Genomic DNA, 13,910 nt, shown 5'->3' with positions numbered 1-13,910 from the left:
AACTATGTACGAATATTTAAAAGGAATCATTACCAAAATTACTGCTAAATACATTGTTCTTGAAGTCAACGGTATCGGTTATATTTTGCATGTGGCCAATCCCTATGCCTACTCAGGTCAGGTCAACCAAGAAGCTCAAATTTATGTGCATCAAGTTGTACGTGAGGACGCCCATCTGCTTTATGGCTTTCGCTCAGAAGACGAGAAGAAGCTCTTTCTCAGTCTGATTTCGGTTTCTGGGATTGGTCCTGTATCAGCTCTTGCTATTATCGCTGCTGATGACAATGCTGGCTTGGTTCAAGCCATCGAAACCAAGAACATCACCTACTTGACCAAGTTCCCTAAAATTGGTAAGAAAACAGCCCAGCAGATGGTGCTAGACTTGGAAGGCAAGGTAGTAGTTGCAGGAGATGACCTTCCTGCCAAGGTGGCAGTGCAAGCTAGCGCTGAAAACCAAGAATTGGAAGAAGCTATGGAGGCCATGTTGGCTCTGGGATACAAGGCAACAGAGCTCAAGAAAATCAAGAAATTCTTTGAAGGAACGACAGATACAGCTGAGAACTACATCAAGTCGGCCCTTAAAATGTTGGTCAAATAGGAGCAGAGCATGACAAAACGTTGTTCGTGGGTCAAGATGACCAATCCGCTCTACCTTGCCTATCATGATGAAGAGTGGGGTCATCCCCTCCATGATGACCAAGCATTGTTTGAGTTGTTGTGTATGGAAACCTATCAGGCAGGCCTGTCTTGGGAAACGGTACTAAACAAACGCCAAGCTTTCCGAGAAGCATTTCATAGCTATCAAATTCAAGCGGTCGCAGAGATGACTGACACTGAATTGGAAGCCTTGCTGGAGAATCCAGCCATCATTCGAAATAGAGCCAAGATTTTTGCTACACGCGCTAACGCCCAAGCCTTTCTACAACTACAGGCAGAGTACGGCTCTTTTGATGCCTATCTTTGGTCTTTTGTTGAGGGGAAAACGATCGTTAATGATGTTCCCGACTACCGCCAAGCCCCAGCTAAAACACCCTTGTCTGAAAAATTAGCCAAAGATCTCAAAAAACGAGGCTTCAAGTTCACAGGACCAGTCGCCGTCTTGTCTTTTCTACAAGCAGCAGGGTTAGTTGATGACCATGAGAATGATTGTGAGTGGAAAAGCGGTCATTAGTGTGTACAGGTAACTCGCATATCTGAGAATAGAATATAGAAAAAAGCTGAGAAACTTTTCCCAGCTTTTTATATATACTATTAGATTTGTTAGAGTGAAGTCAAAAAAGTGATTCCACCTAAAATAACACCAGCTGAATTTGGAATGATTAGTATCCAATCCTTCTTAGGTTCCTTTGTCCATCCATAAATAACCCAGATTAAGCAAGATATAGCAGCTGATAAAGGTTGAAATGGTTGAGCTTTATTTCCCTGTAAATTAGCGATAATTTGAGGTATGTAGGCAATAAATACTATAATTCCAATAAAGGCACCAATAGAACCTACGATTCGATTAATTTTTTGTTTTGTCATATACACCTCCTTCAAAAGGATAACATAGAAATTAGCGAAATGCAATAAATTCAGATACAAATTGTAACGAAAACGAATACAAAAGCACAAAAATAGAGAAACTATTTATTTTTTGTTATAGTCAAAGCGAATGACTTGCTCCTGTGCATCTACATGGGCATGGACGCCAAAGGGGACAATTGCTCTTGGAGTTGCGTGGCCAACATTTAGATTATAGAGAATCGGGATATTGCTGTCAATAATATCCAATAGTGCCTCTTTATAGTCGCCATAGAAAGTTTCATCCATAGGTTTTCCGACCAGGAGTCCACTGATGACCGCGAATATGCCAGTGTCCTTTAAAGTCCGCAACATCTTTTTGAAGTCTTCCGGCTCAGGCTTTTCTTCGCTTGTTTCTAGCAAGAGGATTTTTCCTTCCCAGTCTGACAAGTCAGGGAAAAGTCTGTATTTTTGGCAGAGCTCCGTGCTATCTGCGTATCGAGAGTTGTCAAAGATATCGTAGAGGGATTCGAGGCAACCGCCGAGGATTTCCCCCTCGAACTGGGCATTTCCTTGTAACAAGTCAAAACCAGTATTTGTATGACTGATACGAGGTGTTCCTAGAGCCTTGGGACTAAAATCAGTTCGTTCCTCATACCAAACGTCACTAGGGCGGATTTCTGAGATTCTTCCCGTCTCAATCAATTCTTTAAAGTAGTGAAGGCTATAGGGCAACATCTCCTTGTCTAATTCACAAATGTCTGCTAAGAAGGATTGACCATAAAAAGTCTTGATTCCTAGTTTATGCAACATGAGATGGTTCATAGTTGTATCCGAGAAGCCAAGAAAAATCTTTTGTTTGATAACCTTTTGTAGTTGCTCATTTTCAAAAAGATAAGGTAGTAAGCGATAGGTATCGTCTCCACCGATGGCGCATAGGATCATGTCGATGCTATCATCAGAAAAGGCATGAATCAAATCCTCTGCACGCGCTTCAGGATGGTCCTTGATAAAGTCTAATCCTTTTTGCGAATGGGGCAAAAAGATAGGATTGAGTTCCAGGTCCTTGAGACGTTGGACACCCAAGTCCATTTCGTGTTTGACAAAGTCCTCTCCGATAATGCCACTAGATAAACTAACAATACCAATAGTAGAAACCATATCTTATCCTCCTAGAAATAGATTGAGCCTATTTTATCACAAAAGAGAAGACTATAGGGATTAGAGTCAGAGGTTCTATTGTATATCAAGAAAGCAAGAAAAAGCAACCGCATCTGCAGTTGCTTTTATCATTCTTCTTAATAACGTGTTGGTCCTGCACTTGCGCTGCGGATATTCAAGCGTTTCTTGAGATAGAAGCGAAGGGCTAGGAGGGCTGCTCCGATAATAGCCAGTGGCACTGGAGCAAGTACGGGGTTAAGGCTAGCTGGTAGGAAGCTTGTTGCAAAGAAGACAAGCAACCAAAGGAACATAGAAGCTAGGATAACCAGTACAGATTTCCAGAAAGGTGGACGCTGACTGCGGTCCATATCTGGTCCATAGTATTGGTAAACGAAGTAGTACATCAAGTAGAAGGCAAATCCACCAACCAGTCCAACTAGCAGGAGGGTAATCAAACCGTAACCGATAGCCTGATCTGCTGAGAAGAAGGTTGTGAGGGCGCTGACGAGGGCGAAGAGGCTAGTGATGAAAAGGGCTGAGTCCATAATCATGAGTTTTGGATCATCATTTTCTTTTGGATGCTCTTTTTCATATTGCTCCTTGACAGTGAAGCTGTGAGCCCAGTGAGTTGGTGCGCCATAGAGGGAGCGAGCAGTCGTACCTTTGGCTTGCTCTTCAAGGATTTGAGGAATGACTTCCTCAAAAATAGTCTTGATTTCAGCGTCTGTTTTTCCATCTTTGATGAATTGTTGGGTAGCGATGTGGATAAATTCTTGATTTTTCTTTGTTAATTTTTGTAGATCAATCTGAGACATAGGAACTCCTCTTAGAACCATTTTTTATGGATGAGATAGAGAGTGAGCGAGACACTCATAGCAAAGGCGATAAAGACGATTAACCAGAAGGCATTTGGCTCTCCGTTTAGGGGGATTTCATTATCCTTAAAGTTCATCCCGTAGGCAGAAAAGACCATGGTTGGGATGGACATAACGATGGTCACAAGGGCCAAGGTTTTCATGATGTTGTTCTGGTTGTTGGAAATGATAGAGGCAAAGGTCTCTGTCATAGAATGCAAGACGTTTCCATAAATGTCTGCCATCTCGATGGCCTGTTGGGTTTCAATCAGGGTATCTTCAAGCAGGTCTTCGTCCTCAAGGTATTTCTTGATATTGCTGGTTGAGCTGGTCAATTTCTTAATCACGCGCTCATTTGTTTTGAGGGAGGCCTTGAAATAGACGATGGTTTTTTCCAATTCCATGAGCTCAATCAATTCTTCATTACGAGTTGATTGATGCAGTTGACTTTCGATTTGTTCACTCTTACGATCAATCGAACGAAGGGCTGTTAGGTAAAGCTCTGCATTGCGATAGAGAATCTGAAAGATGAAACGCGAACGCATGAAGGTGTAGAAATTACGCAATCGACGGTTGATAAAGACATCGAGGACCGGTAATGGTTCCAAACAAGTAGTGATAATGGTTTCCTCTGTGATGATAATACCAAGCGGGATGGTGACGTAGTAGGTGCGGTTATTTCTTTCCTCTGTGACTGGCACGTCAACGATAATCAGGGTGTACTCGTCTTCAATCGTAATACGAGACATTTCTTCCGCATCGAGCGGTGCTCGAAGGTCGGCAATATCGATATCGAAGGCGTTAGCGATTTCGAGTGATTCATTTTGAGTCGGATTGACGAGATTGATCCAAGTACCCGGTTCAAGCGTATCGATCTCTTTAAATTCAGTTGTTGTAGAGAGAAAAACTTGTTTCATATCCCTTATCCTTTCTCATTTTTCAGATTTTTTCACACCGTACTATTATACTACAAAATCAGCCTTTTGGGTAATAGAATCTCACTTTTTTTGGTATAATGGTAAGCAATAATGGACTAGAAAGAACAAAGATGCAAGATAAAATTGTCATTCATGGGGCGCGTGCCCATAATTTAAAAAATATTGATGTGGAGATTCCACGAGACAAGCTAGTTGTTGTGACAGGCTTGTCAGGTTCAGGGAAATCCAGTCTGGCCTTTGATACCCTCTATGCTGAGGGACAACGTCGCTATGTAGAGAGTTTGTCAGCCTACGCTCGCCAGTTCTTGGGCAATATGGAAAAACCAGATGTAGATGCTATTGATGGTCTCAGCCCAGCTATTTCTATCGACCAGAAAACGACTAGCAAAAACCCTCGTTCGACGGTGGGAACTACGACTGAAATCAATGACTATCTGCGTCTCCTCTACGCGCGTGTGGGGACGCCTTACTGTATCAACGGGCATGGGGCTATCAAGGCCTCTTCTGTGGAGCAAATCGTGGATAAGGTTTTGGAGTTGCCAGAACGCCAGCGCCTGCAAATCTTGGCCCCTGTCATCCGCAAGAAAAAAGGCCAACATAAGAGTGTCATTGAGAAGGTTCAGAAAGACGGGTATGTCCGTGTCCGTGTGGATGGGGAAGTCTATGATGTGATCGAAGTGCCAGACTTGTCTAAGAGCAAGCAACACAATATTGATGTCGTGGTTGACCGTATTGTTATCAAGGAGGGTATCCGTAGTCGCCTCTTTGATTCCATTGAGGCTGCCCTTCGTATTGCAGAAGGTTATGTCATTATCGATACTATGGACGACTCTGAGTTGCTCTTCTCTGAGCATTATGCCTGTCCAGTTTGTGGCTTTACTGTTCCAGAGTTAGAGCCACGTCTCTTCTCATTCAATGCTCCTTTTGGCTCTTGTAGTGAGTGTGACGGCTTGGGCATCAAGCTGGAGGTGGATACTGATTTGGTAGTGCCAGATGCCAGCAAAACCTTACGTGAGGGAGCCTTGGCTCCTTGGAATCCTATCTCATCCAACTACTATCCAAACATGCTAGAGCAGGCCATGACAGCCTTTGGAGTGGATATGGATAAGACTTTTGAGGACTTGTCAGAAGAGGATAAGAACTTGATTCTCTATGGGTCTGATGGCAAGGAATTCCATTTCCACTATGAGAATGAATTTGGTGGCGTGCGCGATATCGATATTCCTTTTGAGGGAGTTGTCAATAATATCAAGCGTCGCTATCACGAGACAAACAGCGATTACACTCGCACCCAGATGCGTCTTTACATGAATGAGCTGACCTGCGGAACTTGTCACGGCTATCGTCTCAATGACCAGGCCTTGTCTGTCCGTGTGGGTGGCGAGCAAGGGCCACATATCGGAGAAATTTCAGACCTGTCTATCGCAGACCACTTGGACTTGGTGAGCCAGCTAACCTTGTCTGAAAATGAAGCCATCATTGCTCGCCCTATTCTCAAGGAAATCAAGGATCGTTTGACCTTCCTCAATAACGTGGGTCTTAACTATCTGACCCTGTCTCGTTCGGCAGGAACCCTTTCAGGTGGGGAAAGTCAGCGTATTCGCTTGGCGACCCAGATTGGTTCCAACTTATCAGGTGTCCTTTATATCTTGGATGAGCCGTCAATCGGTCTCCACCAGAGGGATAATGACCGTCTCATTGCCAGTCTCAAAAAGATGCGTGATTTGGGTAATACTCTCATCGTGGTGGAACATGACGAAGATACCATGCGTGAGGCGGATTATCTGATTGATGTTGGTCCCGGTGCAGGTGTTTTTGGTGGGGAGATTGTCGCCGCAGGTACGCCCAAGCAGGTAGCTCGTAACAGTAAGTCTATCACAGGCCAGTACTTGTCAGGCAAACGTGCTATTCCAGTGCCAACAGAGCGCCGTGTGGGGAATGGTCGTTTTATCGAAGTGACAGGAGCGCGTGAGAACAACCTGCAAAATGTCACGGCTCGCTTCCCACTAGGAAAATTCATCGCAGTGACAGGTGTGTCGGGCTCAGGGAAATCAACCTTAATCAACAGCATTCTCAAAAAAGCCATTGCCCAGAAGCTCAACCGTAATTCAGACAAACCTGGTAAGTTTAAGACTATTACAGGGATTGAGCATGTCGACCGCTTGATTGATATTGACCAGAGCCCTATTGGACGGACGCCGAGGTCCAACCCAGCTACCTATACGGGAGTTTTTGACGATATACGTGACCTCTTTGCTCAGACTAATGAAGCCAAGATTCGAGGCTACAAGAAGGGGCGTTTCAGTTTCAATGTCAAGGGTGGGCGCTGTGAAGCCTGCTCAGGTGACGGGATTATCAAGATTGAGATGCACTTCTTGCCAGATGTTTATGTAGCTTGTGAGGTCTGCCACGGAACCCGCTACAATAGTGAAACCCTAGAAGTTCACTACAAGGAAAAGAATATCTCGCAGGTCTTAGATATGACTGTCAACGATGCGGTGGAGTTCTTCCAACATATTCCAAAGATTCAACGTAAACTTCAGACTATCAAGGATGTGGGACTTGGTTATGTGACATTGGGGCAACCTGCTACCACCCTTTCTGGGGGAGAAGCTCAGCGTATGAAACTGGCTAGTGAACTTCACAAACGATCGACAGGAAAATCTTTCTACATTCTGGATGAGCCGACGACAGGTCTTCATACCGAGGATATTGCTCGCTTGCTTAAGGTCTTGGCTCGCTTTGTAGACGATGGCAATACAGTTCTTGTCATTGAGCACAATCTGGATGTCATTAAGACAGCAGACCATATTATTGACTTGGGACCTGAAGGTGGTGTCGGTGGTGGAACCATCATCGCAACAGGAACTCCAGAAGAAGTAGCGGCCAATGAAGCCAGCTACACAGGACATTATTTGAAAGGAAAGTTACATCATGAATAAACGTGTACAAGCATTTCTAGCTAAAATGCAAGAAAAAGAACTAGATGGTATCATCATCAATAACCTTAAAAACGTCTATTACCTGACTGGTTTTTGGGGCTCAAACGGAACAGTCTTTATCAGCCGTGACCGTCAGGTCTTGGTGACAGACTCTCGCTATATCATTGCGGCCAAGCAAGAAACCAGTGGTTTTGAGATTGTGGCTGACCGTGATGAATTGGCTGTCATTGCAGGAATTGTCAAGGATATGGGTTTGTCTCGTATTGGTTTTGAGGATGAGATTTCAGTGTCTTATTATCACCGTATGCAGGCAGCCTTTGAAGGAATTGACTTACTTCCACAAACTCAGTTTGTCGAAGGTCTTCGAATGATTAAGGATGAGGCAGAGATTGCAGCGATTCGCAAGGCTTGTTCTATCTCAGACCAAGCTTTCCGCGATGCGCTTGACTTTATTAAGCCAGGAAAGACTGAAATTGAGATTGCCAACTTCCTTGACTTCCGCATGCGTGAGTTGGGAGCATCTGGCTTGTCTTTTGACACTATCTTAGCTAGCGGTATCAACTCTTCTAAACCCCATGCCCATCCTATGCATAAACCGGTGGAGCTGGGAGAAGCTATTACCATGGATTTCGGATGTCTTTATGACCACTATGTCAGCGATATGACACGGACTATCTATCTGGGGCATGTCAGCGACGAGCAGGCAGAGATTTACAATACGGTTCTCAAAGCCAACCAAGCCTTAATCGATCAAGCCAAGGCAGGCTTAGGCTTCCGTGACTTTGATAAAATCCCTCGTGATATTATCATCGAGGCAGGCTATGGCGACTACTTTACTCACGGTATTGGCCACGGTATTGGCCTGGATATCCATGAGGAACCATACTTTAGCCAGACTTCTACAGAAACTATTAAGGCAGGTATGGCCTTGACAGATGAGCCAGGTATCTATATCGAAGGCAAATATGGCGTTCGTATCGAGGATGATATCCTGATTACAGAGACAGGTTGTGAATTATTGACTCTTGCTCCAAAAGAGTTGATAGTTATCTAAGAGTTAAACAACTCAAATGATTGACTTTTAAATTTTAAAGGTTTATACTGAAAGACGAAAACGGTAGGTGAGGCTACCATAGGGATACGGATGACTACCGCAAAGCAGTGGAGACACTACTCGTTGGTCAACAGTCCTGGTCGCGAAGGCCAAGACTAAGCTCATTACATTGCCCTATGGAGTTAAAGCTTGAACGAAAAACAGATAATTAGTTTTTTAATCCTGCCATTTTATGGTGGGATTTTCTACTGTTTAAATCAAAGAAAGGAGATAGACGATGCAAATTGACGATCATCCGGAACCGCACATACACAGCCAATCGCTGATTTGTGTCGTTCTGCCCTTATAAAGTGATTGGTCTCTGTGTATGAAACACATCATTCATACAGATAGGAGAAACCAATGAAAACTACAAAAGAAAGATTAGCAACAGCTATTCATACATCTTTAAACGAAACTCTATCTTTTTATAAGACAAGTCTAACAGGCTTGACTGAGGAGCAGGTGGAGAAAAATCGTGACCTATATGGCGAAAATACCATCACAAAGGGTCAAGAAGACAGTATCCTCAAAAAGATTTACGAATCCATTATCAATCCTTTTACGATCATCTTACTGGTCATCGCCGTGATTTCCTTGGTGACCAATGTCTGGTTGGCAAAACCAGGTCAAGAGGATCCGACGACTTCTATTATCATCGTTGTCCTAGTCCTCATTTCTGGTGGCATACGCTTTGTCCAAGAACTCCGTAGTGATAAGGCTGCGACCAATCTATCAAAAATGATTGTCAACACAGCGACTGTCATTCGTCAAGGAGAAATTCAAGAAGTACCTATCGATGATTTGGTAGTGGGTGACGTGGTTAAATTAAGCGCTGGAGACATGATTCCAGCAGATCTTCTTTTATTTGAGTCGCGCGATTTCTTTGTACAACAGTCTGGCTTGACAGGTGAAAGTGAATCGGTTGAAAAATTGGCCTTGACCAAGGCAACAGTTCAACAATTTGATAGTCTGCTAGAAGCAGAAGCGCTCGCCTTTATGGGAACCAATGTCTTGTCTGGTAGTGCCAAGGCCGTGGTTTTAGCAGTTGGTGATGATACCATGATGGGGGCCATTGAGCAGACTTTGAACACCTATGACGAGCCTACTTCGTTTGAGCGGGAGATGAATAGTATTTCTTGGCTCTTGATTCGTTTGATGATGGTTATGGTGCCCATCGTTTTCTTGTCCAATGGTTTAACAGATGGTGACTGGCTGGAAGCTGGCGTATTTGCTTTGAGTGTTGGTGTTGGATTGACACCTGAGATGCTTCCTATGATTATCACGGCCAGTCTAGCAAAAGGCTCCATCATTATGGCCAAGGAAAAAGTGGTTATCAAGAAACTCAATGCCATACAGGACTTAGGGGCGATTGATATTTTGTGTACAGATAAGACAGGAACTCTAACCCAAGACGAAATTGTCCTTGAATATCCCTTGGACATCCACGGACGCTTGGATTTGACCGTCTTGAGACGAGCTTATCTCAATTCTTATTTTCAAACGGGCTTGAAAAATTTGATGGACAGAGCCATCATCAAACGGACTGAAAAGGAAGCCAAAGAACACACCCTCTTGCAAAATCTGGCTCAAACTTTTCAAAAAATAGATGAGCTTCCCTTTGATTTTGAACGTAGACGGATGAGTGTTATCGTTAAGGATGAACATGAAGTTGTTAGTTTGGTAACCAAGGGTGCCCTAGAGGAAATGTTGACGATTTCCAGTTATGCGGAATACCAAGGAGTGATTACTCCCTTGACAGGTGCTATTAGAGAAGAAATTTTAGCAGAAGTCCGACAACTAAATCAACAAGGTTTGCGTGTCTTGGGAGTGGCCTATAAGTCAGGTTTGAGGAAAGGTCATGCCTATACAGTTGATGATGAAGGGGATATGATTCTAACTGGTTATTTAGCCTTCCTAGATCCTCCTAAACCATCTGCAGCACCAGCAATTAAGGCTCTGTTAGAACATGGAGTTCAAACAAAGATTTTGACGGGAGACAACGAAAAAGTTACCCAAGCAGTCTGTGAAAAGGTTGGTTTGGATATCAATCAGATGCTGTTAGGATCTGAAATTGATCAGATGAGTGATCAAGAATTGGCCCAAGCCGTGGAGGAGGTAACAGTCTTTGCCAAACTTTCTCCTGACCAAAAAGCAAGGATTATTTTGCAATTTAAGACTAATGGTCATGCTGTAGGCTATATGGGGGATGGAATCAATGACGCTCCTTCTATGAAAGTTGCAGATGTGGGAATTTCTGTTGATACAGCAGTAGATATTGCTAAAGAAACAGCTGATGTTATCCTGCTTGATAAGGATCTCATGGTGCTTGAAAAAGGACTTGTTGAAGGGCGTAAGGTCTATGCCAATATGACCAAATATATCAAGATGACAGTGAGTTCTAATTTTGGGAATATCTTATCCCTATTGGTCTCTGGAATCTTTTTGCCATTTTTACCAATGGCACCAGTCCATTTGATTATCCTAAATCTAGTCTATGATTTGTCTTGTATTGCCTTGCCTTTTGACAAGGTGGATAAAGATTTTTTGAGAAATCCGCATACTTGGGAAGCCAAGTCTATCACACGTTTCATGGTTTGGATGGGGCCTATCTCTTCTGCCTTTGATATTTTGACCTTCATTTTGCTTTATTTTATCATTGTACCCATGACAACAGGTCAAACCTATGTCCATGGATCAGAGTCTGCCGTAGGATTTATTGTCTTGTTTCAGACAGGTTGGTTTATCGAGTCCATGTGGTCACAGACCATGGTTATTCATATGTTGCGTTCAGCCAAAATTCCCTTTTTACAAAGTCGTCCAGCTTGGCTAGTCCTTGTGACAACTTTATTGGCTGCAGCCTTTGTGACCTTCCTTCCCTACAGTCCACTAGCTAGCCTTCTCCATCTAACTCCTTTAAAACCGATTTATTTCATCTTTTTACTTTTCATCATTATTTTGTATATGATTAGTGTGACAATTGTGAAAAAAATCTATATCAAGAAATATCAAGAATGGCTGTGAATTTCATTTTGTCAAGAAAAAAGTACGAAAATGACGAAAAAAGTTAAAAAAATTTAAAAATAGGTCGCAAGTCGGATGTTTTTTATGGTATAATAGACTAAACTGATAGTAACATGTAGCGAAAGGGGTAGGTACATGATTAAAATTTATACAGTCTCAAGTTGTACTAGCTGTAAAAAAGCAAAAACCTGGCTCAATGCCCACCAGTTAAGTTATAAAGAACAAAACCTTGGTAAAGAAGGAATTACGAGAGAAGAATTACTGGATATTCTGACAAAAACAGATAACGGAATAGCCAGCATCGTTTCGTCTAAAAATCGCTATGCCAAAGCCCTTGGAGTGGATATTGAAGATTTGAGTGTCAATGAAGTCCTCAATCTTATTATGGAAACACCGAGAATTTTAAAGAGCCCAATCCTTGTAGATGAAAAACGCCTGCAAGTTGGCTACAAGGAAGACGATATTCGTGCCTTCCTACCACGCTCTGTCCGTAATGTAGAAAATGCAGAAGCACGTTTGCGTGCAGCTCTATAAACATCAAGGCTGGGAGCAATTCCCAGTCTTATTCTATTTTAATTTCAAAAAGAAAGAAGAAAGAAATGAAAAAAATAGTTCTTGTTAGTCTAGCTTTCCTTTTTGTTCTGGTTGGTTGCGGACAGAAAAAAGAAACTGGACCAGCTACAAAAACAGAAAAGGATACGCTTCAGTCGGCATTGCCAGTTATTGAAAATGCTGAGAAGAATACAGTTGTCACCAAGACTTTGGTTTTGCCGAAATCAGATGATGGTAGCCAGCAAACCCAAACCATTACTTATAAAGACAAGACTTTTTTGAGCCTAACCATTCAACAAAAGCGTCCAGTCTCAGATGAGTTGAAGACCTATATTGACCAACATGGTGTGGAAGAAACTCAAAAAGCTCTCCTTGAGGCGGAGGAGAAGGATGAGTCCATCATAGAAGCTCGTAAATTGGCAGGCTTTAAGCTTGAAACAAAACTATTGAGTGCAACGGAACTTCAAACAACGACTAGTTTTGATTTTCAAGTTTTGGACGTCAAGAAGGCTTCTCAGTTAGAATATTTGAAGAACATTGGTTTAGAAAATCTCTTGAAGAATGAACCAAGCAAGTATATTTCAGACAGATTGGCAAATGGTGCGACAGAACAATAGAAAATCCAAATAAATAGACTGCCTGAATTGTAGAAGGTAAGGAATTATGCTATAATGGTACTATTCTAAGGAAAGAGGGTGTTAGAATGGGATTTACTGAAGAAACAGTACGTTTTAAATTGGACGATTCCAATAAAAAAGAAATTAGCGAAACTTTGACTGATGTCTATGCTTCGTTGAACGATAAGGGCTACAACCCAATTAACCAAATCGTAGGTTACGTATTGAGTGGAGACCCTGCCTACGTTCCTCGTTATAATAATGCACGAAATCAAATCCGTAAATATGAGCGTGATGAAATCGTTGAGGAATTGGTCCGCTACTACCTTAAAGGACAAGGAGTCGATCTATAACCTATGAGAATTATGGGATTGGATGTTGGTTCAAAAACGGTAGGGGTGGCCATTAGCGATCCGCTCGGTTTTACAGCTCAAGGACTTGAGATCATCCAAATCAATGAGGAGCAAGGCCAATTTGGTTTTGACCGCGTTAAGGAGTTGGTTGATACTTACAAGGTGGAACGATTTGTAGTGGGCTTGCCTAAAAACATGAACAATACAAGCGGACCGCGCGTGGAAGCTAGTCAAGCATACGGAGCAAAGCTAGAAGAGCTTTTTGGTTTACCAGTAGACTATCAAGATGAACGCTTGACAACAGTGGCTGCTGAGCGCATGTTGATTGAACAAGCAGATATCAGTCGCAATAAGCGAAAGAAAGTCATTGATAAGTTAGCAGCTCAGCTGATTTTACAAAATTATTTAGATAGAAAATTTTAATATAAAGGAGAGGCTATGTCACACGATCATAACCACGACCACGAAGAACGTGAACTAATCACACTAGTAGATGAGCAAGGAAACGAAACCTTGTTTGAAATCCTTTTGACGATTGATGGAAAAGAAGAATTTGGTAAAAACTATGTTCTTCTAGTACCAGTTAACGCAGAAGAAGACGAAGACGGACAAGTTGAAATCCAAGCTTACTCATTCATCGAAAACGAAGATGGAACAGAAGGCGAATTGCAACCAATCCCAGAAGACTCAGAAGACGAATGGAACATGATTGAAGAAGTCTTCAATAGTTTTATGGAGGAGTAAACACGTCCAGTGGACGTGTTTAGCCCAGCTCTTTGAAATAAAAAAGAACTGGTAAGTCCGGGGGACGTTTTTAGCCTTGCGCTAGAAATTAGAAACGCAGGTAGTCTGGGAGACTGTATCACCCCAACT

The 13,910-nt window shown here is 42.6% G+C and carries 14 protein-coding genes and 1 riboswitch; of the genes, 10 read left to right on the top strand and 4 right to left on the bottom strand.

What is annotated here, in order from left to right:
• The first annotated feature begins 4 nt into the window (after nt 1-4).
• A complete protein-coding gene (gene ruvA / locus OC530_RS04360; RefSeq protein WP_000273423.1) occupies nt 5-598 on the top strand; it encodes a Holliday junction branch migration protein RuvA in 594 nt (197 codons plus the stop codon).
• 9 nt (nt 599-607) lie between these two features.
• Nucleotides 608-1,171, top strand: a complete 564-nt coding sequence (locus tag OC530_RS04355; protein WP_262079902.1) for a DNA-3-methyladenine glycosylase I — start codon at nt 608-610, stop codon at nt 1,169-1,171.
• An 89-nt stretch (nt 1,172-1,260) separates the two neighbouring features.
• Here the strand turns inward: OC530_RS04355 and OC530_RS04350 are convergent, their stop codons facing one another.
• From OC530_RS04350 to OC530_RS04335, 4 genes are all read right to left on the bottom strand, one after another.
• Nucleotides 1,261-1,524: a SemiSWEET family transporter gene (locus tag OC530_RS04350; protein WP_000166114.1), complete on the bottom strand. Its 264-nt coding sequence runs from the start codon at nt 1,522-1,524 to the stop codon at nt 1,261-1,263.
• A gap of 105 nt (nt 1,525-1,629) precedes the next feature.
• Nucleotides 1,630-2,664, bottom strand: a complete 1,035-nt coding sequence (locus OC530_RS04345; RefSeq protein WP_262079899.1) for a S66 peptidase family protein — start codon at nt 2,662-2,664, stop codon at nt 1,630-1,632.
• Between the two features lie 137 nt (nt 2,665-2,801).
• Nucleotides 2,802-3,479 (bottom strand): DUF1129 domain-containing protein, encoded by a 678-nt coding sequence (locus tag OC530_RS04340; RefSeq protein ID WP_262079897.1) that lies wholly within the window; start codon nt 3,477-3,479, stop codon nt 2,802-2,804.
• An 11-nt stretch (nt 3,480-3,490) separates the two neighbouring features.
• Nucleotides 3,491-4,435 (bottom strand): magnesium transporter CorA family protein, encoded by a 945-nt coding sequence (locus OC530_RS04335; protein ID WP_000815623.1) that lies wholly within the window; start codon nt 4,433-4,435, stop codon nt 3,491-3,493.
• A 131-nt stretch (nt 4,436-4,566) separates the two neighbouring features.
• Here OC530_RS04335 and uvrA point away from each other — a divergent pair, with 131 nt between their 5' ends.
• From uvrA to OC530_RS04295, 8 genes are all read left to right on the top strand, one after another.
• Nucleotides 4,567-7,398 carry an excinuclease ABC subunit UvrA gene (gene uvrA, locus OC530_RS04330; protein ID WP_262079894.1) on the top strand — a complete coding sequence of 944 codons (2,832 nt, stop codon included), beginning with the start codon at nt 4,567-4,569 and terminating at the stop codon, nt 7,396-7,398.
• The gene (locus OC530_RS04325; RefSeq protein ID WP_061758925.1) at nt 7,391-8,452 is read left to right on the top strand and encodes a Xaa-Pro peptidase family protein; all 1,062 of its coding nucleotides are present in this window, start codon (nt 7,391-7,393) and stop codon (nt 8,450-8,452) included. Before uvrA ends, OC530_RS04325 begins: the two co-directional genes overlap by 8 nt.
• A 57-nt stretch (nt 8,453-8,509) precedes the next feature.
• Nucleotides 8,510-8,660, top strand: a riboswitch (M-box (ykoK) riboswitch).
• A 194-nt stretch (nt 8,661-8,854) separates the two neighbouring features.
• The gene (mgtA, locus tag OC530_RS04320; protein ID WP_262079890.1) at nt 8,855-11,515 is read left to right on the top strand and encodes a magnesium-translocating P-type ATPase; all 2,661 of its coding nucleotides are present in this window, start codon (nt 8,855-8,857) and stop codon (nt 11,513-11,515) included.
• A 135-nt stretch (nt 11,516-11,650) separates the two neighbouring features.
• Nucleotides 11,651-12,049, top strand: a complete 399-nt coding sequence (gene spx / locus OC530_RS04315) for a transcriptional regulator Spx (protein ID WP_000591165.1) — start codon at nt 11,651-11,653, stop codon at nt 12,047-12,049.
• A 65-nt stretch (nt 12,050-12,114) separates the two neighbouring features.
• Nucleotides 12,115-12,684, top strand: coding sequence for an SP0191 family lipoprotein (locus tag OC530_RS04310; RefSeq protein ID WP_004269739.1), 570 nt, complete (start codon nt 12,115-12,117; stop codon nt 12,682-12,684).
• Nucleotides 12,685-12,770: 86 nt separating this feature from the next.
• A complete protein-coding gene (locus OC530_RS04305; protein ID WP_000507059.1) occupies nt 12,771-13,037 on the top strand; it encodes an IreB family regulatory phosphoprotein in 267 nt (88 codons plus the stop codon).
• A gap of 3 nt (nt 13,038-13,040) precedes the next feature.
• On the top strand, nt 13,041-13,460 hold the full coding sequence (ruvX, locus tag OC530_RS04300; protein ID WP_004239076.1) for a Holliday junction resolvase RuvX: 420 nt from the start codon (nt 13,041-13,043) through the stop codon (nt 13,458-13,460).
• Between the two features lie 15 nt (nt 13,461-13,475).
• Nucleotides 13,476-13,781 (top strand): DUF1292 domain-containing protein, encoded by a 306-nt coding sequence (locus OC530_RS04295; protein WP_000017620.1) that lies wholly within the window; start codon nt 13,476-13,478, stop codon nt 13,779-13,781.
• Nucleotides 13,782-13,910 lie beyond the last annotated feature (129 nt).

Source organism: Streptococcus sp. Marseille-Q5619 (assembly GCF_946901205.1).
Taxonomy (GTDB): Bacteria; Bacillota; Bacilli; order Lactobacillales; family Streptococcaceae; genus Streptococcus.
The sequence above is the reverse complement of the archived record's forward strand: the minus strand, read 5'-3'. Positions and strand labels throughout refer to the sequence as shown.

Excerpts from the sequence above, each read along its gene's own strand:
- OC530_RS04305 (WP_000507059.1), top strand. The coding sequence starts at position 12,771 with ATGGGATTTACTGAAGAAACAGTACGTTTTAAATTGGACGATTCCAAT.
- OC530_RS04335 (WP_000815623.1), bottom strand. The coding sequence starts at position 4,435 with ATGAAACAAGTTTTTCTCTCTACAACAACTGAATTTAAAGAGATCGAT.
- OC530_RS04310 (WP_004269739.1), top strand. The coding sequence starts at position 12,115 with ATGAAAAAAATAGTTCTTGTTAGTCTAGCTTTCCTTTTTGTTCTGGTT.
- mgtA (WP_262079890.1), top strand. The coding sequence starts at position 8,855 with ATGAAAACTACAAAAGAAAGATTAGCAACAGCTATTCATACATCTTTA.
- uvrA (WP_262079894.1), top strand. The coding sequence starts at position 4,567 with ATGCAAGATAAAATTGTCATTCATGGGGCGCGTGCCCATAATTTAAAA.
- OC530_RS04355 (WP_262079902.1), top strand. The coding sequence starts at position 608 with ATGACAAAACGTTGTTCGTGGGTCAAGATGACCAATCCGCTCTACCTT.
- OC530_RS04350 (WP_000166114.1), bottom strand. The coding sequence starts at position 1,524 with ATGACAAAACAAAAAATTAATCGAATCGTAGGTTCTATTGGTGCCTTT.
- OC530_RS04340 (WP_262079897.1), bottom strand. The coding sequence starts at position 3,479 with ATGTCTCAGATTGATCTACAAAAATTAACAAAGAAAAATCAAGAATTT.
- ruvA (WP_000273423.1), top strand. The coding sequence starts at position 5 with ATGTACGAATATTTAAAAGGAATCATTACCAAAATTACTGCTAAATAC.
- spx (WP_000591165.1), top strand. The coding sequence starts at position 11,651 with ATGATTAAAATTTATACAGTCTCAAGTTGTACTAGCTGTAAAAAAGCA.
- OC530_RS04295 (WP_000017620.1), top strand. The coding sequence starts at position 13,476 with ATGTCACACGATCATAACCACGACCACGAAGAACGTGAACTAATCACA.
- OC530_RS04345 (WP_262079899.1), bottom strand. The coding sequence starts at position 2,664 with ATGGTTTCTACTATTGGTATTGTTAGTTTATCTAGTGGCATTATCGGA.
- OC530_RS04325 (WP_061758925.1), top strand. The coding sequence starts at position 7,391 with ATGAATAAACGTGTACAAGCATTTCTAGCTAAAATGCAAGAAAAAGAA.
- ruvX (WP_004239076.1), top strand. The coding sequence starts at position 13,041 with ATGAGAATTATGGGATTGGATGTTGGTTCAAAAACGGTAGGGGTGGCC.